Origin of the sequence: Gordonia sp. IEGM753 (assembly GCF_050321825.1) — a bacterium.
Taxonomy (GTDB): Bacteria; Pseudomonadota; Gammaproteobacteria; order Pseudomonadales; family Pseudomonadaceae; genus Aquipseudomonas.
Genome location: NZ_JBNQGB010000008.1, coordinates 63,616 through 84,407 on the forward strand (window position 1 = coordinate 63,616; position 20,792 = coordinate 84,407).

At 58.6% G+C, this 20,792-nt stretch carries 16 protein-coding genes; 12 read left to right on the forward strand and 4 right to left on the reverse strand.

Going from position 1 to position 20,792, the window contains the following annotated elements; all coding sequences use genetic code 11:
- Positions 1 to 27 precede the first annotated feature (27 nt).
- The 4 genes from speA to ACQR3R_RS27575 form a co-directional block, all read right to left on the reverse strand.
- Positions 28 to 1,941: an arginine decarboxylase gene (gene speA, locus ACQR3R_RS27560; protein WP_428277346.1), complete on the reverse strand. Its 1,914-nt coding sequence runs from the start codon at positions 1,939 to 1,941 to the stop codon at positions 28 to 30.
- A gap of 218 nt (positions 1,942 to 2,159) precedes the next feature.
- The gene (locus tag ACQR3R_RS27565) at positions 2,160 to 2,531 is read right to left on the reverse strand and encodes a translation initiation factor Sui1 (RefSeq protein ID WP_033059567.1); all 372 of its coding nucleotides are present in this window, start codon (positions 2,529 to 2,531) and stop codon (positions 2,160 to 2,162) included.
- Between the two features lie 214 nt (positions 2,532 to 2,745).
- Positions 2,746 to 3,303: an NUDIX domain-containing protein gene (locus ACQR3R_RS27570; RefSeq protein WP_428277349.1), complete on the reverse strand. Its 558-nt coding sequence runs from the start codon at positions 3,301 to 3,303 to the stop codon at positions 2,746 to 2,748.
- A gap of 3 nt (positions 3,304 to 3,306) precedes the next feature.
- Positions 3,307 to 4,374, reverse strand: coding sequence for a DUF2333 family protein (locus tag ACQR3R_RS27575; protein WP_428277351.1), 1,068 nt, complete (start codon positions 4,372 to 4,374; stop codon positions 3,307 to 3,309).
- A 287-nt stretch (positions 4,375 to 4,661) separates the two neighbouring features.
- Here ACQR3R_RS27575 and ACQR3R_RS27580 point away from each other — a divergent pair, with 287 nt between their 5' ends.
- The 12 genes from ACQR3R_RS27580 to ACQR3R_RS27635 all read left to right on the forward strand — a co-directional run bounded on the left by ACQR3R_RS27580 (position 4,662) and on the right by ACQR3R_RS27635 (position 20,785).
- A complete protein-coding gene (locus ACQR3R_RS27580; protein WP_428277353.1) occupies positions 4,662 to 6,332 on the forward strand; it encodes a diguanylate cyclase in 1,671 nt (556 codons plus the stop codon).
- A 52-nt stretch (positions 6,333 to 6,384) separates the two neighbouring features.
- Positions 6,385 to 8,331 (forward strand): methyl-accepting chemotaxis protein, encoded by a 1,947-nt coding sequence (locus ACQR3R_RS27585; protein ID WP_428277355.1) that lies wholly within the window; start codon positions 6,385 to 6,387, stop codon positions 8,329 to 8,331.
- Between the two features lie 183 nt (positions 8,332 to 8,514).
- Positions 8,515 to 8,967, forward strand: a complete 453-nt coding sequence (gene aroQ, locus ACQR3R_RS27590) for a type II 3-dehydroquinate dehydratase (protein ID WP_428277357.1) — start codon at positions 8,515 to 8,517, stop codon at positions 8,965 to 8,967.
- A 48-nt stretch (positions 8,968 to 9,015) separates the two neighbouring features.
- On the forward strand, positions 9,016 to 9,474 hold the full coding sequence (accB, locus tag ACQR3R_RS27595; RefSeq protein ID WP_428277359.1) for an acetyl-CoA carboxylase biotin carboxyl carrier protein: 459 nt from the start codon (positions 9,016 to 9,018) through the stop codon (positions 9,472 to 9,474).
- Between the two features lie 17 nt (positions 9,475 to 9,491).
- Positions 9,492 to 10,850: an acetyl-CoA carboxylase biotin carboxylase subunit gene (gene accC, locus ACQR3R_RS27600; protein ID WP_428277361.1), complete on the forward strand. Its 1,359-nt coding sequence runs from the start codon at positions 9,492 to 9,494 to the stop codon at positions 10,848 to 10,850.
- 271 nt (positions 10,851 to 11,121) lie between these two features.
- Positions 11,122 to 12,000, forward strand: coding sequence for a 50S ribosomal protein L11 methyltransferase (prmA, locus tag ACQR3R_RS27605; protein WP_428277363.1), 879 nt, complete (start codon positions 11,122 to 11,124; stop codon positions 11,998 to 12,000).
- Positions 12,001 to 12,030: 30 nt separating this feature from the next.
- Positions 12,031 to 13,257 (forward strand): DUF3426 domain-containing protein, encoded by a 1,227-nt coding sequence (locus ACQR3R_RS27610; protein WP_428277364.1) that lies wholly within the window; start codon positions 12,031 to 12,033, stop codon positions 13,255 to 13,257.
- A gap of 185 nt (positions 13,258 to 13,442) precedes the next feature.
- A complete protein-coding gene (gene dusB, locus ACQR3R_RS27615; RefSeq protein ID WP_428277366.1) occupies positions 13,443 to 14,453 on the forward strand; it encodes a tRNA dihydrouridine synthase DusB in 1,011 nt (336 codons plus the stop codon).
- 5 nt (positions 14,454 to 14,458) lie between these two features.
- Positions 14,459 to 14,770, forward strand: a complete 312-nt coding sequence (fis, locus tag ACQR3R_RS27620) for a DNA-binding transcriptional regulator Fis (protein WP_201062591.1) — start codon at positions 14,459 to 14,461, stop codon at positions 14,768 to 14,770.
- Between the two features lie 81 nt (positions 14,771 to 14,851).
- Complete coding sequence (gene purH / locus ACQR3R_RS27625; RefSeq protein WP_428277368.1) at positions 14,852 to 16,459, forward strand: bifunctional phosphoribosylaminoimidazolecarboxamide formyltransferase/IMP cyclohydrolase; 1,608 nt, start codon at positions 14,852 to 14,854, stop codon at positions 16,457 to 16,459.
- Positions 16,460 to 16,612: 153 nt separating this feature from the next.
- Positions 16,613 to 17,908 (forward strand): phosphoribosylamine--glycine ligase, encoded by a 1,296-nt coding sequence (purD, locus tag ACQR3R_RS27630; protein WP_428277370.1) that lies wholly within the window; start codon positions 16,613 to 16,615, stop codon positions 17,906 to 17,908.
- 99 nt (positions 17,909 to 18,007) lie between these two features.
- Positions 18,008 to 20,785: a response regulator gene (locus ACQR3R_RS27635; protein WP_428277372.1), complete on the forward strand. Its 2,778-nt coding sequence runs from the start codon at positions 18,008 to 18,010 to the stop codon at positions 20,783 to 20,785.
- The last annotated feature ends 7 nt before the right edge of the window (positions 20,786 to 20,792 follow it).

A 20,792-nucleotide genomic window follows, 5' to 3' on the forward strand; every position in this document is an offset into this window, starting at 1 on the left:
ACAACCCGATGCAAGCGAACACTTACCTCAAGAAGAGAGGTAAGAAGAACGGGTCAGCCCCAGACGCAGCGCGTCCAAGAATTGAGTACGTTCGGCAGCGGTGATGCGTGCGCTGGCACACTTGTCACGGTAGTGAGTCATCAGTTCTTCTGGTGACAAGTGCACATAACGCAGCATGTCCTCGATGGTGTCGTGGGTCTCGATACCCGCGTGATAAACACTGCCATCGGCATTCTGGTAGATGTTCACCGAATCGGTGTCACCAAACAGGTTGTGCATGTCACCCAGAATTTCCTGATAGGCGCCGACCAGGAAGATCCCCAGCAGATAATCCTCACCTTCGTTCAGCGCGTGCACCGGCAGGCTGGTTTCGATGCTCTGTTCGTCGACGTATTGCTTGATCTTACCGTCGGAGTCGCAGGTCAGGTCTTGCAGAACAGCGCGGCGCAGCGGCTCTTCGTCCAGACGGTGCAGCGGCAGAATCGGTAGCACCTGGCCGATGGCCCAGGTATCCGGCAGGCTCTGGAACACCGAGAAGTTGCAAATGTATTTGTCGGCCAGTTTGTCGTTGAGTTCGTCGAGCACCTGACGATGTGAACGCTGACGAGCCTTCAATGAGTTATGCAGGCGACGGCACACGGCAAAATAGCATTGCTCGGCCAGCGCTTTCTCGGCCAGGGTCAGCTTGCCATCGGCGTACTGGGTAGCGATGTCGCTCATGTAGTGAGTGGCGCGCCAGTAGGTTTCGGTGACCATTTCGATGTCAGTCGGGCCCAACAGGTCAACCAGCCACTGCACGGTTTCTGGCAGGTTTTCCTTGTTTTCAATCTCGGGCACGTCGTCGTTGTGTTTCTCGACGTCGGTCACCTGCACCACCAGCATCGCGTGGTGAGCCGTCAGCGAACGGCCACTTTCGGAGAAAATGTTCGGGTGCGGCAAGTTCTGCGCATCGCAGAACTCCTTGAGCATCCCGACCACGACGCCGGCGTAATCGTCCATGTCGTAATTGATCGAACTGGCGTTGCGCGAATGGGTACCGTCGTAGTCGACACCCAAACCGCCACCGACATCGATGTGGTCGACCGGCAGGCCAAGGTTGCGCAATTCGCCGTAGTAACGGATCGCTTCCTTGAAGCCGTGCTGGTAGTCCGCCAGGTTGGCGATCTGCGAGCCCATGTGAAAGTGCAGCAGGCGAATGCCTTGGTCCAGGCCTGCCGCGCGAAAACGCTCGACCACCGACAGCAACTGAGCAGCCGACAAGCCGAACTTGGATTTCTCGCCACCGGTGTCAGCCCATTTGCTGGAGGCCAGGGACGACAGGCGCACACGCAGGCCAACCTGAGGCTTGACCTTCAGCGAGGCGGCTTCTTCGATCACCAGTTCAACTTCAGATTCTTTCTCGATCACGATGAACACGTTGTGACCCAGCTTCTGGCCCATCAGCGCCAGGCGAATGAACTCACGGTCCTTGTAACCGTTGCAGACGATGGTGCCGCCCTTCGGTGCCAACGCCAGTACGGCGAGCAACTCAGGCTTGGAGCCCGCTTCCAGACCGATGGACACGTCCTGGGTGGCGATGATGTTTTCGATCACCGCTTCTTGCTGGTTAACCTTGATCGGGTACAACGCGGTGTATTTGCTCTGGTATTCCAGACGCTCGATATTGGCATCGAACGCGCCGGTCAGCTGACGCACGCGGTCTTGCAGGATATCCGGGAACCGCACCAGCAATGGCAAGGACAAGCCGCTTTTGCGCAGCAGGTCGACTTGCTCGAACAGGTCGATAGGCGAACTGGTCGGACCGTTAGGACGAACTTCGACGCGACCGGCGTCATTGATCGCGAAATACCCGGCCCCCCAATGGCGAATCCCGTAAACACTGCGGCTGTCCGCAACTGTCCATTGGCTGCCATCGTCTTTGCGTGTGCGTCGTACGGACATTGAAGTCCCCTATAAAGAAGTCATAGAGCGTCGCCTGGGTTCAGGCCGGCGCAGTCTAAAGTATGAAAATGACGGTTCGTCAACGAGGGGATAGACCTCGCTGACCGCGGTGAGTTTAGAAACCAGTCAGAACAGGCTCTGTGAAAACCATGTAGACGACGCCGGGCCAGAACTGAATCAGCACCGGATCAAGCCGAGGGTGGTTTTCACAGAGGCTGCTAGCCGCCGGACTTCTTCGCTTTGAAACCGTGCTTGATCAGCTCCGCCAAGAGTAGCTCGACATGATCGCCTTGGATTTCAATGATCCCGTCTTTCAACGCACCACCGGTTCCACAACGTTTTTTCAACGTAGTGGCCAGATCCTTAAGCGCGTCCTCAGCCAACGGCACGCCGGTGATGGTGGTCACCGTCTTGCCGCCACGGCCCTTGCTTTCGCGACGCACGCGCGCAATGCCGTCGCCGGCCGGGATAACGGTCTGTTTGCAGATGCAGGCATCCACCGGTTTACTGCAATCCGGGCAATGACGACCTGCGTCGGTGGAAAATACCAAGCCACCAAGGGCGGCGAAGGATGCGGCTTTTTTGGCCACCGGCAATCCTCTTGGGAGGACAAAGACTGGTCGCGGCACTTGGGCAAGTGCCATCGACCGCGAAGCCCCACTCAGGCAGGGGCAGCGCTACTGAAACGGTAAAACCCAAATGGGAGCAAGCTCGCTCCTGCAAAAAGCACTACCGGTTCAGCTTGAAAAGGTCGCGCAGTGTAACGGCAAAATACCGACTTGCTAAGAGCCAATCGGCGCCAATTTATGCCTCTTTTGCGACGTCATCCCCATGCGCCCGGAGATAGCGCTTCAACGCGGCCAAGGAGTCCGGGCAGTAAGGCTTCTGCTTTATTTCCTGCATCACCTGATCGACAGGGATGAAGCGTGCTTCAAGCACTTCTTCAGGCTGCAAGACCAACGGTCCGTCCCACACCGCCGAAAACGCTGAACACCACAGGCGATTACCGGTGTCCTCGAAGAAAAAATGATCGTGGGCCTTCAGTTCGACGCCACTGACACCCAGTTCTTCTTCCAGCTCACGTGCAGCGGACTCGGCGTAGGTTTCAGTGGCGAGCACCATGCCGCCCGCTGCGACGTCCCAGTAGCCAGGATAAATGGCCTTACTCAACGTGCGTCGATGCACACACAGCTCACCCGCCGAATTGAACAGCATGATGTAGGTGCCACGCCCGATCAGCCCACGCTCACGCAGGTCGGACCGCACCAGCGCGCCCAGCAGGTTGTCCTGTTCGTCGACCCAGGCGATGTGTTCAGCATCCGAGGCCGCGCGGTGCGCAGCCTCTTTGATGTTATCCACCATGCTTCAGCCCTGATTGAGCAATTGACGCAGATCGATCACTGCGGCGTTGGCCCGGGAGATGTAATTGGCCATGACCAACGAGTGGTTGGCCAATATGCCGAAGCCGCTGCCGTTCAGGATCATCGGGCTCCAGACCGGCTCTTGCGATGCTTCCAGTTCACGAATGATCTGGCGCACGCTGACCGTGGCGTTCTTCTTCGCGAGTACATCGGCGAAATCGACTTCGATGGCACGCAACAGATGGGACAAGGCCCAGGCTTGGCCGCGCGCTTCATAGAACACGTTGTCGATCTGCATCCACGGCGTTTCAACGATTTCTTCGTCAACCTGCGGTACTTCGCCCGGTGCGACGACTTCGGTTTTCAACGCGGTGTTCAATTTGACCCGGCCTACACTCGCCGACAGCCGTTGTGACAGTGAGCCCAACCGCGTACCGACGTCGCCCAACCAGTTATTCAGGTTGTCGGCGCGGGCATAAAACAGTGCATTTTTTTGCGAAGGATCAGACAGACGCGCCTGATAACGGCTCAGGGAATTAATGCCTTCCTGATACTCGGACTCGCTGGACGGCAGGATCCAGCTCTTGTTATCGAAGTTGAAGCGCGGCTCGGCCTTGGCCAGATCGGCGTCTTCAGCGGATTGCGATTGCGAACGCGCAAAGTCTTTACGCAAGGCGCGCGTCAAGTCACGCACCTGCACCAGCACGCCATATTCCCAGCTCGGCGTGTTATCCATCCAGAGACCGGGCGGGAAACGATCGTTGGAAATATAGCCGCCAGGTTTGTTGAGCAAGGTGCCGGCTACGGTCTTCAGGGTTTCCACCGTGGTGTAGCCGATGACCATTTGCTTGCCTTCTCGCTCGGCGGCCATTTGCGCATTCTGCTGAACCGGAAACAGTGCCGGCTCTTCGCTCCAGTACCAGCCCAGAGCAATGGTCACCAACAAATACAAACCGACCAACGTGGCCAACGCCCGGCTGAACAAAACGCCACCTATATAGCTGCGGGTGGCTGATTTTGGTTCAGCGGCACGTTCAGGCGCGCTGCCCGCGCGGTTCTTCCAGTCCAGCATGGCGATATCCTTTCAATCACTTGAGTTCATCGGTTCGACCACAACCCTACGCCATCGTGCCTCGTTTGCCGCGCATTAATACCGCGCAAAGCAGCGAGCGGCACAACAGCCGCGATCAGTGGCCACTATAAATGAAGCCCGGCTTCGATCCTATCCGACCAGTCGGTCAGAAACTGAATGAAGTCGCTTTATAGATTATTGACGTACGACACTCATCCAATACAAAAGAGGTGCTAGCATAGAGCCACCAGTCGACCTCAGCATGCACCCTAACTAGTAGTCAGGATATGACCGAGCCAGAAGACCCCAGCCGTGAGCGCCTCAAGCACCATTTTGCCCAGCGGGTAATTCATCAGGCACGTCAAATTCTTGAAATCTGGCAACGCCTGCAGCGCAGCGAATGGTCCATCACCGATCTAGCCGAACTGAGCGAGGCCAACCTGCGCCTGCTGCGTTTCGCCGAGCGCTTCGAACAACCGGAGCATTCTCTATTGGCGCGCAACATCGGCACGTCGCTGGAGGCTGTCGATGCCAATCGCGGACGTCTGAGCAGCGCGTTGATTACGGACCTCAACCGGTTGATGCAGCGCCTGTCGCGAACCGGCCTGCGCCATGGCGACCAACTCGATCAAACGCTCCTGCCGCCGCTGCGCAAGCCCATCTATGTGATGTTGCAAGATCACGAACGCGCCGAGCGTTTGGCCAAGCAGCTCGAGTTCTTCGGCCTCAGCGCCCAATCTCTGGACAGCGTGGCGGCGTTTCGCGCCTCGATGATCGAGCGCTTGCCGGCGGCGATCGTCATGGACGTGGACTTCAGTGGCCAAGGCATCGGTCTTAAACTGGCCGCCGAAGCGCAGGAAGGGCTTGATCACCAATTGCCGCTGCTGTTCTTCAGCCTGCTCGAAACCGACACCCCTACCCGGCTCGCCGCCGTGCGTGCCGGCGGCCAGGAATTTCTGACCGGCACACTTGAAGCCTCAAGCCTGCTGGAAAAAATAGAGGTGCTGACCTGCGTCGCGCAGTACGAGCCTTATAAAGTGCTGATCATTGACGATTCCCGCGCGCAGGCCTTGCACACCGAGCGCCTGTTGAACAGCGCCGGCATCGTCACCCGCACATTGATCGAGCCGATCCAGGCAATGGCCGAGCTGGCGGACTTCCAGCCAGACCTGATCATCCTTGATATGTACATGCCGGCCTGCACCGGCACTGAGCTGGCAAAAGTGATTCGCCACAACGACCGTTATGTCAGCGTGCCGATCATTTACCTGTCGGCTGAAGACGATCTGGACAAGCAGCTGGACGCGATGAGCGAGGGCGGCGATGACTTCCTGACCAAACCGATCAAGCCGCGCCACCTGATTACCACCGTGCGTAACCGCGCGGCACGGGCACGAAACCTGAAGGCGCGGATGGTGCGCGACAGCCTCACCGGTTTGTACAACCACACCCATATCCTGCAATTGCTGGAAGACTGCAGCTTCCGCTCCCGCCGTGAGAACAAACCGTTGAGCTTTGCGATGCTCGACATTGATCACTTCAAACGGGTCAACGACAGCCACGGCCACCCCATGGGCGACCGGGTGATCAAGAGCCTGGCGCTGTTCCTCAAGCAGCGGTTGCGTAAAACCGACTTTATTGGCCGCTACGGGGGCGAAGAGTTCGCCATCGTCATGCCCGACACCGATATCGAAGCGGCTTACAACGTGCTTGATGAGATTCGCCAGCGCTTCGCCGAGATTCACTACCCTGCGCAGCCACAAGACCTTTGGTGCACCTTCAGCGCCGGCGTCGTCGAACTGCGCGAGGGCTCCGATAGCCTGATGATGGCGAGTCAGGCGGATGAAGCGCTGTACCGGGCCAAACACGCCGGACGCAACCGCGTACAGGCCGCACGCGAATCAAAGCAAAGTGCCACTTTTTCATCTGAATCCACCGAATCAGTCATAACCCTGTAACAGAAACGCAATAACTTCAGGCGCTTACCACTCTGCCGCTGGTAGTCCCGCAATGCGCCTGAAGTTGCTGACCAATCTCAATACCCTTCTATTAGTTGCCGTCTGCATGGCGTTAGGCGCGACCCTCTGGTGGTCGCAAAAAGCCCTGGAGCGCCCTTATCTGTTGATGGAGCGCTACCTCGGGCTGTCCGGGACGTTTCAAAATGAGGTGGCTCGCAACGTCGAGGACTACCTGGCCAATGGTGACGCGCTGCGCCTGAGCGCTGCTCGACAAGCCATCGAAGGCTTGCAAAAAGAGCTGAATGAGTTGCCGCAGCCCTTGGCCGACACCTTGCGCCCCAGCCTGTCGAACCTGGAAGAATTCAGCAAAACCGATCTGTTGGCGGCGGGTAAATTGGCGGGCGACCCACAAGCACTGCTGCTGCAGGCCGAACGAGAGCTAGGCGCCAGCCTGGACCAACTCAGCCAATACGCCAGCGCTAATCCTGCTTATCTGACACCGCTGCTCGCCGCTTCGCAGCACTTGGGCAAACTGTCACTGGCCCGCGACAAACTGGTCAGCAGCGGTCGCAGCGAGCTGGCGGCCGACGTCGAGCGTGAAGTCGGCAACCTGCGCGCGCAGGCCGAACGACTGGACGCACTACCACTGCTCGGCGTGACCACCAGCAGCGAATCGGGCACCGACGATTTCGCCTCGATGATGGGCCTGGAAAGCGGCGAAAAAGCCGTCGCTGAAGACGCCGGTGTCGGCCTCAAGCGAGAATTGAACAGCCTGCTGACTCGCTACCCTGCCGAACTTTCGCGCACCCGTGACCAGATCCAGAAACGCACGGAACTCAGCACCGCCACTCACCAGAAAATCACCGCTGTACAGCAAGCCATTGCCGGGCTGGAACCGGTAGTGCGCGCCCAGCATGGGCAAATCCAGAGCGAAGTGCGGCTGATGCAAGGCGTTATGATTGGCCTGATTCTGTTGATCGCACTGCTGATCGATACCTTGCAACGCCGGCTGGCCCGCACACTGACCAATCTGGCACCGGCTCTCTCGACCTGGGCCGAAGGCGATTTCAGCCAAGACATCGAGCTGGGCAATACCAATCGCGAACTGCATGACATTCAAGCCTCGCTCAACCGCCTGCGCGCCTATTTGGTCGACTTGGTGGGCACGATTCGTCTCAATGCCGAACAAGTCGCCGGCAGCAGCCGTACGCTGGCCGAACTGAGCAATGACTTGCACAGCGGCGCCGAACATCAGGCCGGCGATACGGCACTGATCCGCGACTCTCTCGGCGAACTGGAAGCGACAATCCAACAGGTCGCCGGCGACGCCAGCCAGGCAGCGGACGCCAGCCGTCATGCCGGATTGGCGGTGGAACATGGTCAGAAAGTCATCGGTTTGAGTCTCAACGGATTGCATGCACTGGTGGGCGAAGTGCAAGGCAATGCGCAGATGATCGAACACCTGGCGGAAGAGTCGGCGACCATTGGCGGTGTGCTGACCGTTATCCGCTCGATTGCCGACCAGACGAATCTCCTGGCGTTGAACGCCGCCATCGAAGCAGCCCGTGCCGGAGAAATGGGCCGAGGGTTTGCCGTAGTGGCGGAAGAAGTTCGCTCGTTGGCCCAACGCACGGCCGGCGCTACGGCGGAAATCCAGACCTTGATTGCCGGCCTTCAGACCGCTGCACGGCAATCGGTAGAAGGCATGCGCGCTCAGGTCGAGCACGCCGAAGCCACTGCCAATCAAGCTCAGGCCGCCGACGGCGCGCTGGATAAAATCGTCGGCGCCATACAGACCATTGCTGACACGGCGGTGCGCATCGCCGATGTCACTGCGCAGCAAAGTGGCGCCGTCAGCGAGATCCGCGACCACAGCGAGCGAATTCACCAATTGGGCGGCGATAACCTGCTGAGGATCGGTGAAGGGCGCGAGCAAGGTGAACATCTGTTGGTGTTGGGTGGCCGATTGCACACCGCCGTGCAGGCCTTTCGCGTCTGATAAGTGGACTGTCTTCGCCGAGCGTGTTGCTAACGCGAATGACCGGATTCAGGTAGCCGGTCACATATCTCGCGCAATCATCGGACATCGTGCTGGCTATTGCAGAGAACTGGACAGTCACAAAGGCTTTGCGGCATAGTCGCCGGGTTCTGACAACTGCACATAGATAACAAGGAACAGCAGATGGCAACCCTACTGGTTCTGCACGGACCCAACCTGAACTTGCTCGGCACCCGTGAACCGGGCACCTATGGCGCTACGACTCTGGCGCAGATCAACCAGGACCTGGAACGCCGCGCCCGTGAAAGCGGCCATCACTTGCTGCACCTGCAAAGCAACGCCGAGTACGAATTGATAGATCGTATCCACGCCGCTCGCAGCGAAGGTGTGGACTTCATTCTGATCAATCCAGCAGCTTTTACACACACAAGTGTCGCGTTACGTGACGCGCTGCTGGCGGTGAGCATCCCATTCATCGAAGTGCATTTGTCTAACGTGCACAAACGCGAACCTTTCCGCCATCACTCTTACTTCTCCGACGTAGCGGTAGGAGTGATCTGCGGCCTTGGCGCCAGCGGTTATCGACTGGCCCTGGAGGCCGCACTAGAGCAGCTTGAAAGACAGGCAACGGCTTGAACAACAAGCGTTGAACGCCCCTGACCGACCCTTGGGAGTTGATGATTCATGGATATCCGTAAAGTTAAGAAACTGATCGAATTGCTGGAAGAGTCCGGCATCGACGAGCTCGAGATCAAGGAAGGCGAAGAGTCTGTACGTATCAGCCGTCATAGCAAAACCCCGGCTCAGCAGTATTACGCTCCGGCGCCGATGCAGGCTCCTGCTCCAGCACCTGCCGCTGCACCGGTTGCCGCCGCTGCACCAGCAGCTCCAGCCGCACCTGTGTTGAACGGCACTGTTGCCCGTTCGCCAATGGTCGGCACGTTCTATCGCAAATCCTCGCCAAGCTCGCCGTCCTTCGTTGAAGTCGGCCAGACCGTGAAGAAAGGCGACACCCTGTGCATCGTTGAAGCGATGAAGATGATGAACCACATCGAAGCTGAAACCAGCGGTGTGATCGAATCCATCCTCGTCGAAGACGGCCAGCCGGTTGAGTACGACCAACCGCTGTTCACCATCGTTTGAACCGCGGAGAAACTTTGATGACTGCGAAGTTGGAAAAAGTTCTGATCGCCAACCGCGGTGAGATTGCCCTGCGGATTCTGCGCGCCTGTAAAGAGATGGGCATCAAGACCGTCGCCGTTTACTCCAAGGCCGACAAAGAACTGATGCACTTGGGCCTGGCAGACGAATCCGTCTGCATCGGTCCGGCATCGGCCGCCCAGTCTTACCTGCACATTCCGGCGATCATTGCCGCAGCCGAAGTGACTGGCGCTACCGCCATTCACCCAGGCTACGGTTTTCTTGCCGAAAACGCTGATTTCGCTGAACAGGTCGAGAACTCCGGCTTCGCGTTCATTGGCCCGAAAGCCGACACCATTCGCCTGATGGGCGACAAGGTATCGGCCAAGCACGCCATGATCGCTGCCGGCGTCCCAACCGTTCCGGGTTCCGACGGCCCACTGCCTGAAGACGAAGAAACCGCTTTGCGCATTGGTCGCGAAGTCGGTTACCCGGTGATCATCAAAGCCGCCGGCGGCGGTGGTGGTCGCGGCATGCGTGTTGTGCATAAAGAAGAAGACCTGATTTCTTTCGCAAAACTGACCCGCACTGAAGCAGGCGCGGCGTTCGGCAACCCGATGGTCTATCTGGAAAAATTCCTGACCAACCCACGTCACGTGGAAGTTCAGGTGCTTTCCGATGGCCAGGGTCACGCCATCCATCTGGGCGACCGCGACTGCTCGTTGCAACGTCGCCACCAGAAGGTTCTCGAAGAAGCGCCGGCACCGGGCATCGACGAAAAAGCACGCGCTGAAGTCCTCGCTCGCTGCGTCAAGGCATGCATCGACATCAACTACCGTGGCGCGGGCACTTTCGAGTTCCTGTACGAAAACGGCGCGTTCTATTTCATCGAAATGAACACCCGTGTTCAGGTTGAACACCCGGTTTCGGAAATGGTGACTGGCATCGACATCGTCAAGGAGATGCTCAGCATCGCCGCTGGCAACAAGTTGTCGTACACCCAGGAAGATGTGGTTATCCGCGGTCACTCGCTGGAATGCCGGATCAACGCCGAAGACCCGAAAACCTTCATGCCTAGCCCGGGCACGGTCAAGCATTTCCACGCTCCAGGCGGCAACGGCGTTCGCGTCGATTCGCACCTGTACAGCGGTTATGCCGTTCCGCCGAACTACGATTCGTTGATCGGCAAGCTGATCACTTACGGTGCAACCCGTGATGAAGCGCTGGCACGCATGCGCAATGCGTTGGACGAAATCGTTGTCGACGGGATCAAAACCAACATCCCGCTGCACCGCGATCTGGTCCGTGATGAAGGCTTCTGCAAAGGTGGAGTCAACATCCACTACCTGGAACACAAGCTGGCTGGCGACAAGCACTAAGCTTCGACCCCATCAACAAAGCCGCCTTCGGGCGGCTTTATTGTTTCTGCACATTTCATCAAATTTGCAGTTCTGCTCATTCCCTGTGGGAGCGGGCTTGCCCGCGAAGGCGTCGGCACATTCAACATCAATGTGAACGTTAGAACGCTTTCGCGGGCAAGCCCACACACACAGGTACAGCGGACTCCCACAAACCGTCCGCGCTCGCGTAAACTTGCGCGCTTCTCGCAGCCCGCTAGGCTGCAATCAATATTTTTCAAAGGTGCCCGCCATGCCTTGGCTGCAAGTCCGTCTCGCCATCAGCCCAGAACAAGCCGAAACCTACGAAGACGCTTTCCTTGAAGTGGGCGCCGTGTCGGTGACCTTCATGGACGCCGAAGATCAACCGATCTTCGAGCCAGAACTCAACACCACTCCGCTGTGGTCGCACACTCATTTATTAGCGCTGTTCGAAGGCGGCACAGAAGCCGCCAGCGTACTCGCGCATCTTGAATTGCTGACCGGCAGCCCGCTGCCCGAGCATCACAGCGAAACCATTGAAGACCAGGATTGGGAACGTAGCTGGATGGACGGTTTCCAGCCAATGCGTTTCGGTCAGCGCCTGTGGATCGTGCCGAGCTGGCACGCCGCGCCGGAACCTGATGCGGTCAACCTGCTGCTGGATCCGGGCCTGGCCTTCGGCACCGGCACTCACCCCACCACCGCGCTGTGCCTGGAATGGCTCGACGGTCAGGACCTGAAAGACTGCAACGTGCTCGACTTCGGTTGCGGTTCGGGAATCCTGGCCATTGCCGCCCTGCTGCTGGGCGCCAAGGAAGCGGTGGGTACCGACATCGACGTGCAGGCATTGGAAGCCTCCCGCGACAACGCCGGGCGTAACAATATTGCCGAGGCACTCTTCCCGCTCTATCTGCCGGAAGATCTGCCACAGGTTCAGGCCGATGTACTGGTTGCCAACATCCTTGCCGGCCCACTGGTTTCCTTGGCACCGCAGCTGTCCAGCCTGGTCAAGCCCGGTGGTCGCTTGGCACTGTCGGGCATCCTCGCTGAACAAGGTGAAGACGTCGCTGCCGCCTACGCGCAGGACTTCGATCTGGACCCGATCGCCAATCGCGATGGCTGGGTGCGCATCACTGGCCGTCGGCGCTAGAATGAGCGCCTGCATACACCGGATCGCCGCATGACCGACAGCTTCGTCACTCAGTGCCCGCATTGCCAAACCAGTTTTCGCGTCAGCCATGCTCAATTGAGCGTGGCGCGCGGAGTGGTTCGCTGTGGCTCGTGCCTGCAGGTGTTCAACGCGGCTAAACAGCTGCTTGAGCAAGCCAGCAACGAAAATGGCACGGCGGTCAAGCCGATTGCCCCCGCCGTCGTCGAATTGCCGGAACAGCGCGCAATCAGCCTCAAGCAGTGGACGGCCGCCGAGCTGGATCTGGACAACCTGGACCTCGACGAAGAACTTGCCAGGCTGGAACAGCGTGAAATCCAGCCGACAACCGAATTTGGCCGTCACCGCGAAGACACATTAAGTGCTCGCAGGGATAGTGCAGAACCGGACGAAGAATCCTGGCCCGACAGCCTGTACAGCGAGTCCGCCGCCGACCGCGCACCGGCAGTCGACAACGAATTGCCGGAGCCAGATATCGACGCTGGCAAAATCAAACGCACCGAACCGTCGTTCTCGCTGGAACCGGTAGACCTGGACGACGAACCGCAACCCCCGCAGCTGCGCTTGCATGACCCACTTGATGCTCCAACGCATCACGAACGTCTGTCGGCCAGCAGCGACCTCGACGACGATGACCTGCCTTCGATAGCCCCGCTGCGTAAAAAACGTGAACGCAGTGAGCCGGCCGTCCGCGCCGAGGTTTTACAAGACCTGACCGACGATCCGCTGCAACTGGATTGGCAAAAGCGTCGTTCACCGTGGGGTCGCCGGTTTTTCTGGTTATTACTGATTGTACTCGGCGCCGCAGGCCTGATCGGTCAGTACGTCGCTTATCATTTCGACGAGCTGGCGCGCCAGGATCAGTACCGTCCATGGTTCCAGGAACTGTGCCCGCAAATTGGCTGCACAGTGCCTTCCAAAGTCGATATTGCAAAAATCAAAAGCAGTAACCTGGTGGTGCGCAGTCACCCCGACTTCAGTGGCGCACTGGTCGTCGATGCAATCATCTATAACCGGGCAACCTTTTCACAGCCGTTCCCGTTGCTGGAACTGCGCTTTGCCGACCTCAACGGCCACCTGATCGCCAGCCGTCGCTTCAAGCCCGGCGAGTACCTCAACGGCGATCTTGAAGGCATGGCTGAAATGCCACCGCAAACACCGATCCACATCGCACTGGATATTCTCGATCCGGGCCCTAAAGCGGTGAACTACAGCCTGAGCTTTCATTCCCCCGAGTGAAACGGTTCATCGTTCCAGAATTGACGGCAGCTTTCTGACTTTACCCTCGAAGACCAAACCGCTGGCGATAACAAAATAACTGTTCAGATTTTGTTCAATTCAGCCTTTATCCAGTCATCGAGAGCGGGTATCATGCCAACCCTTTTTCGAACTCTAATGATCCGGCCCCACAACAGGGAAGTCCTATGTCGGCGGTACGCATCGGTCCATATACATTGCACAACGGCTTGATCCTCGCCCCCATGGCGGGTGTCACCGACCAGCCCTTTCGTCAGCTATGCAAGCGTCTGGGCGCAGGGCTTGTAGTGTCGGAAATGGTCACCAGCGACATGAGTTTGTGGAACACCCGCAAATCTCGCATGCGCATGATCCACGAAGGTGATCCCGAGCCACGCTCGGTACAGATCGCCGGTGGTGATGCACAAATGCTGGCAAATGCAGCCCGGGCCAACGTTGAGCTGGGCGCACAGATTATTGATATCAACATGGGCTGCCCGGCGAAAAAAGTCTGTAACAAGGCCGCCGGCTCCGCCCTGTTGAAGGATGAGGCGTTGGTCACCGAGATCCTGCAGGCCGTCGTGGCTGCGGTTGATGTGCCGGTCACCCTGAAGATCCGTACCGGATGGGATCGGGACAACAAGAATGGCCTGACGGTAGCGAAAATTGCCGAGCAGGCAGGCATTACGGCGTTGGCGGTCCATGGCCGCACCCGAGCCGACTTGTACACCGGTGAAGCCGAGTACGACACGATTGCCGCGATCAAGCAGGCGGTGTCGATTCCGGTGTTCGCCAATGGCGACATAGATTCACCTGAAAAAGCCCGGTACGTGCTTGATGCGACCGGTGCCGATGGCCTGCTGGTTGGCCGAGCTGCCCAAGGGCGGCCATGGATTTTTCGTGAGATCGACCATTTTCTGCGTACCGGCGAAAAACTCCCGGCGCTGAATCTGATCGAGGTGGAACGCATTCTGCTAGAGCATCTGGCCGCGCTGCATGTCTTCTACGGAGATGTCATGGGTGTGCGCATTGCTCGAAAGCATGTGGGCTGGTATCTCGCAACCTTGCCGGGCGCCAAGGAGTTTCGCGCCCACTTCAATCGTTTGGATGAAACGGAAGCACAATGCGCCAACGTTCGGGCCTTCTTCGCCGAGCGTTACAAGAGCCTGACAGGGGACGGAGAAGGGGTGGCCGCATGACGATGATGACCGAGACTTTAGTGAGTGGAACAACACCCGTGAGCGACAACGTGAATTTGAAACAGCACCTCAATACGCCAAGCGAAGAAGGTCAGACCCTTCGCGGGAGTGTCGAGAAGGCGCTGCACAATTATTTCGCCCACCTTGAGGGCGCTGCCGTCACGGATGTGTACAACCTGGTGCTCTCCGAAGTCGAGGCTCCCCTGCTCGAGTGCGTGATGAACTACGTCAAGGGTAACCAGACCAAGGCCAGCGAACTGCTCGGACTCAACCGAGGCACGCTGCGCAAGAAGCTCAAGCAGTACGATTTGCTGTAAGCATTCAATCAAACCAGAAAGGCGCCCGCGTAAAAACGGTCGCCTTTTTTGCTGACTCCTTTGCTTTTGATGGAAATTGAAATGACCGACCAGACTACCCGCCTGCCGATCCGCCGCGCCTTGATCAGCGTTTCCGACAAGACCGGGATCCTCGAGTTCGCCAAAGAGCTTGAAGCTCTGGGCGTCGAGATCCTCTCCACCGGCGGAACGTTCAAGCTGCTGCGCGACAACGGCGTCGCCGCAGTGGAAGTCGCGGATTACACCGGTTTCGCAGAAATGATGGACGGTCGGGTGAAAACCCTGCACCCGAAAATCCACGGTGGGATCCTGGGTCGTCGCGGTATCGATGACGCCATCATGAACGAGCACGGCATCAAGCCGATTGACCTGGTTGCCGTCAATCTGTACCCGTTCCAAGCCACCATCAACAAGCCAGGCTGCGACTTGCCGACCGCTATCGAAAACATCGATATCGGCGGCCCGACCATGGTTCGCTCCGCCGCCAAGAACCACAAAGACGTGGCCATCGTGGTGAACGCCAGCGATTACGCCAGTGTCCTGGAAAGCCTCAAGGCCGGCGGCTTGACCTACGCACAGCGTTTCGACCTGATGCTCAAGGCCTTCGAACACACCGCTGCCTATGACGGCATGATCGCCAACTACATGGGCACCGTGAACCAGTCAGCTGAAACCCTCAGCACTGAGGGTCGCAGCGAGTTCCCGCGGACCTTCAACAGCCAGTTCGTCAAGGTGCAGGAAATGCGTTACGGCGAGAACCCGCACCAGAGTGCCGCGTTCTACGTTGAAACCAACCCTGCCGAAGTTGGCATTGCCACGGCTACCCAGCTGCAGGGCAAAGAGCTGTCGTACAACAACGTGGCCGACACCGACGCCGCGCTGGAATGCGTGAAAAGCTTCGTCAAGCCAGCCTGCGTCATCGTCAAGCATGCCAACCCGTGCGGTGTTGCCGTAAGCCCGGATGCCGAAGGCGGTATCCGCCAGGCTTACGAACTGGCGTACGCCACTGACACCGAATCGGCGTTCGGCGGCATTATTGCGTTCAACCGCGAACTGGACGCCGAGACGGCCAAGGCCATCGTCGAGCGTCAATTCGTCGAAGTGATCATCGCCCCAAGCGTCAGCGAAGAAGCCCGCGCCATCGTGGCAGCAAAAGCCAACGTGCGCTTGCTGGCCTGCGGCGAGTGGTCGGCAGACCGCGCCGCTGCCTGGGACTACAAACGCGTCAATGGCGGCTTGCTGGTGCAGAGCCGGGACATCGGCATGATCGGTGCCGACGACCTGAAAGTCGTGACCAAGCGCGCGCCGACCGAACAGGAGATACACGACCTGATCTTCGCCTGGAAAGTCGCCAAATACGTGAAGTCCAACGCCATCGTCTACGCCAAGAATCGTCAGACCATCGGCGTCGGCGCCGGCCAGATGAGCCGCGTGAACTCTGCGCGCATCGCTGCAATCAAGGCTGAGCATGCTGGCTTGCAAGTACAGGGTTCGGTCATGGCATCCGACGCGTTCTTCCCGTTCCGTGACGGCCTGGACAATGCCGCCAAGGCTGGCGTTACAGCGGTGATCCAGCCAGGTGGTTCGATGCGTGATGCGGAAGTTATCGCCGCCGCTGACGAAGCCGGTATTGCCATGGTATTCACCGGCATGCGCCACTTCCGTCACTAAGCACACGATCCACTGCGGGAGCTGGCCTGCCAGCGATAGCATCCCCTCGGTTTAGCTAAAAAACCGAGTTGCCTGCATCGTTGGCAGGCCAGCTCCCACAGAAAAGCGCCCCAGCGGCGCTCAACAGAATTAGCGTCATCCGAGGTTTTTGAAATGAATGTTTTGATCATTGGCAGCGGTGGCCGTGAACACGCCCTGGCCTGGAAAGTGGCTCAGGATCCGCGCGTGCAAAAGGTTTTTGTTGCGCCAGGCAACGCCGGCACCGCGATTGAAGCCAAGTGCGAAAACGTCGCAATCGATGTGCTGGCCCTTGAGCAGTTGGCAGACTTTGCCGAGAAAAACGTTTCCTTGACCATCGTGGGCCCGGAAGTGCCACTGGTCGCTGGTGTCGTCGATCTGTTCCGCGCACGCGGCCTCGACTGCTTCGGCCCGACGGCTGGCGCCGCGCAACTGGAAGGTTCGAAAGCGTTCACCAAAGACTTCCTGGCTCGTCACAAGATCCCGACCGCTGACTACCAGAACTTCACCGAGATCGAGCCCGCGCTGGCTTACTTGCGTGAAAAAGGTGCGCCGATCGTGATCAAGGCCGACGGCCTGGCTGCCGGTAAAGGCGTGATCGTTGCCATGACGTTGACCGAAGCAGAAGACGCCGTGCGCGATATGCTGGCGGGCAATGCATTCGGCGAAGCCGGCTCGCGCGTTGTTATCGAAGAATTCCTCGACGGCGAAGAAGCCAGTTTCATTGTGATGGTCGACGGCAAGAACGTGTTGCCGATGGCCACCAGCCAGGACCACAAACGCGTCGGCGACGGCGACACCGGCCCGAACACTGGCGGCATGGGTGCTTACTCCCCTGCTCCGGTGGTCACCAGCGAAGTGCACAAGCGTGTGATGGACCTGGTCATCTGGCCGACCGTGCGCGGCATGGCGGAGGAAGGCAACGTCTACACCGGTTTCCTGTACGCCGGGCTGATGATCGACAAGGCCGGTAACCCAAAAGTCATCGAATTCAACTGCCGTTTCGGCGACCCTGAGACCCAACCGGTGATGCTGCGTTTGCAGTCGAGCCTGGTGTTGCTGGTCGAAGCGGCGTTGGCGCAGGCACTGGACAAGGTCGAAGCGCAATGGGATCCACGTCCGAGCGTCGGCATCGTATTGGCCGCCGGCGGTTATCCTGGTGATTATGCCAAGGACGTTGCTATCAACGGTCTGGATGCAGCCGCCGCGCTGGAAGGCAAAGTGTTCCATGCAGGCACTGCACTGAAGGATGGCAAAGTCGTGACCGCCGGTGGTCGCGTGTTGTGCGCCACTGCCATGGGTGCCAGCGTAGATGCTGCTCAGCAGCAAGCTTATAAGCTGGCGGCAAAGATTGATTGGGAAGGTTGTTTCTATCGCAAGGACATTGGCTACCGTGCCATTGCCCGCGAGCGTGGCGAAAATCAGGAATAGCTTATCCATTCGGCCGAGCAAGGGCTTCTGGCCCTTGCCGGACTATTCTGTCGCCGCGCATAGTTGTAATCTGGCATCAACCTACGAAGGGATTTCGCCGTGCGCTGGCTCAGGATTGCCATAGGTTTCACTGTCACGCTGCTGACCTTGCTCTGCATGCTTCCAGCCCAGGCTGCGCAAGGCAGTGGTTGGGCGGTATTGCTCGATGAACAGGGCGACCTGCAGCTAAGCGACATCCGCTCCTCTCGCTACACCAATCAATTCAGCCCCATCGAACTTGAGCGCCTCACTGCGGCCGAGCCCGATGGCGCGTTATGGCTGCGCTTCAGACTCGCACCCGGCAAACATGAACAGTTGCTGCGAGTGTTTGCGCCCGACCTGTCGCACTTGAGTCTTTACGTGCTTGACGGCGACAAACTGATCGAACAATTGAACACCGGCACCGAACAGCCTCAGGCTGATCGACCACTGCCCAGCAGCGACTTCATGCTGCCGCTTCCTGAAAGCGATAAACCCCTCGATGTTTATCTGCGCCTGGTGTCGGAACACCAGATGCGGCCTTTTATCACCCTGCAGTCGGCGATAATGGCGGCGGCCAACCAGAACCAGTCACTGATTTTCGGTCTCCTGTTCGGCTGTCTCGGCATGCTGATCCTGCACAACCTCATCCGCTACGCCTATTCGCGCTCACGCAGCAGCCTCTGGCTGTCCGCGTGCGAAGGCTTGTTGATGCTCAGCCTCGCGCTTCTGTTGAATCTGTTGGGGCCGTGGTTGCCGAACGGGTATTCAATACAAACGCCTGGATCCTACATCGCGCTGCTGCTGACCGCGCCATGCGGGCTGATGTTTACCTATCGTTTCTTCGCCCCACTCGGCCCACACCCGCTGAATAAACTGCTGCTGGGCGACATCCTGATCATCTCGGCATGCGGCATGCTGTTGTTGTTCGTAAACACCTTGCCACTGAATATCATCACTTACGCATTGATCGCCCTGGCGGGCCTGAGCATGTTGTTTGTCAGTGCCTGGCATTGGCAAAAAGGCTATCGCCCGGCCCGACTGTTCGTCGCGGCCATGGTGGTGTTCAACCTGGGCACGCTGATCATCCTGCCCGCATTGCTGGGGTTGACCCTGATCGAGCCGCAGGGGCTGATCACTATCTTGCTGGTGTTCATCTGTATCAGCGGCCTGTTGATGAGCATCGCCCTGAGCGAACGCCAGCGCAGCATCACCGAAGACCGTTTCAGCATCAGCCGTGACCTGGCCGCCAGCAATGCCGAGATCAACGCCAAGGCCGAGTTTCTGGCAAAGATCAGCCACGAAATTCGCACCCCGATGAACGGTGTATTGGGCATGACCGAGCTGCTGCTGGGGACTCCACTCTCGGTCAAGCAGCGCGATTATGTGCAGACCATTCACAGCGCCGGCAACGAATTGCTGACACTGATTAACGAAATCCTCGACATCTCCAAGCTTGAATCCGGGCAAATTGAACTCGACGACGTGCAGTTCGATCTCAACGCGCTGATTGAAGACTGCTTGAGCATCTTCCGCGCCAAGGCCGAACAACAGAACGTCGAGCTGATCAGCTTCATCCAGCCACAAGTGCCGCGCGTCATCAGTGGCGACCCCACGCGTTTGCGGCAAACCTTGCTGAGCCTGCTGGAAAACGCACTGAAGAAAACCGATGAAGGCGAAATCCTGATCGTGGTTGCTCTGGACGAACGCAGTGCCAAACCACGCCTTCGCATCGCCGTGCAAGACAGCGGCGAACCGATGGACGCGCAAGAGCGCGACGCGTTGATGCACGCTGAACTGCACAGCAAACACTTTTTGTCGGCGACACGCCTGGGAGGCAATCTGGGACTGGTGATTGCCCGCCAATTGATTCGCCTGATGCATGGGGAATTCGGCATCAAAAGTGGCGCCAGCCAGGGCAGCACATTGTGGCTGACCTTACCCCTGGACCCCGATCGCCTGGAGCACCCGACGAACGATCTCGATGGCCCGCTGCAAGGTGCACGCGTGCTGGTTGTGGACGATAACGACACCTGCCGCAAGGTGTTGGTGCAGCAATGTACCGCCTGGGGCTTGAACGTCAGCGCCGTAGCGTCCGGCAAGGAAGCGCTGGCGCTGCTGCGCACCAAGGCTCACCTGCGCGATTACTTCGACGTGGTGCTGCTGGACCAGAACATGCCAGGCATGACCGGCATGCAACTGGCGGCAAAGATCAAGGAAGACCCGAGCCTTAACCACGATATCCTGCTGGTGATGCTGACCGGTATCAGCAATGCGCCGAGCAAGATCATCGCACGCAACTCCGGGATCAAGCGCATTCTCGCCAAACCTGTCGCCGGCTACACGTTAAAGACCACGCTGGCGGATGAACTGAACCAACGCAACAAAGGCCTTGCCGTGTCGCAGGTGCCGCCCACCGGCCCGATGACGCCGGTGAAGGTGCCCAGCGATTTCCGCATTCTGGTGGCCGAAGACAACAGCATCTCGACCAAGGTTATCCGTGGCATGCTGGGTAAATTGAACCTGCAACCGGACACCGCCAGCAATGGCGAAGAGGCGCTGCAGGCGATGAAAGCCCAGCGCTACGATCTGGTCCTGATGGACTGCGAAATGCCGATCCTCGACGGGTTCTCGGCGACGCAGCAATTGCGCGCCTGGGAAGTCGCAAACAAACGGGTCCGCACCCCGGTGGTGGCATTGACCGCCCATATTCTGGCCGAGCACAAAGAACGTGCGCGCCAGGCGGGCATGGACGGACACATGGCCAAACCGGTCGAGCTGTCGCAGTTGCGCGAACTGATCGAACACTGGGTTGCACAACGCGATCTACAAAGTCGCACGACGCCTCAAACTTCCTGAGCCGACA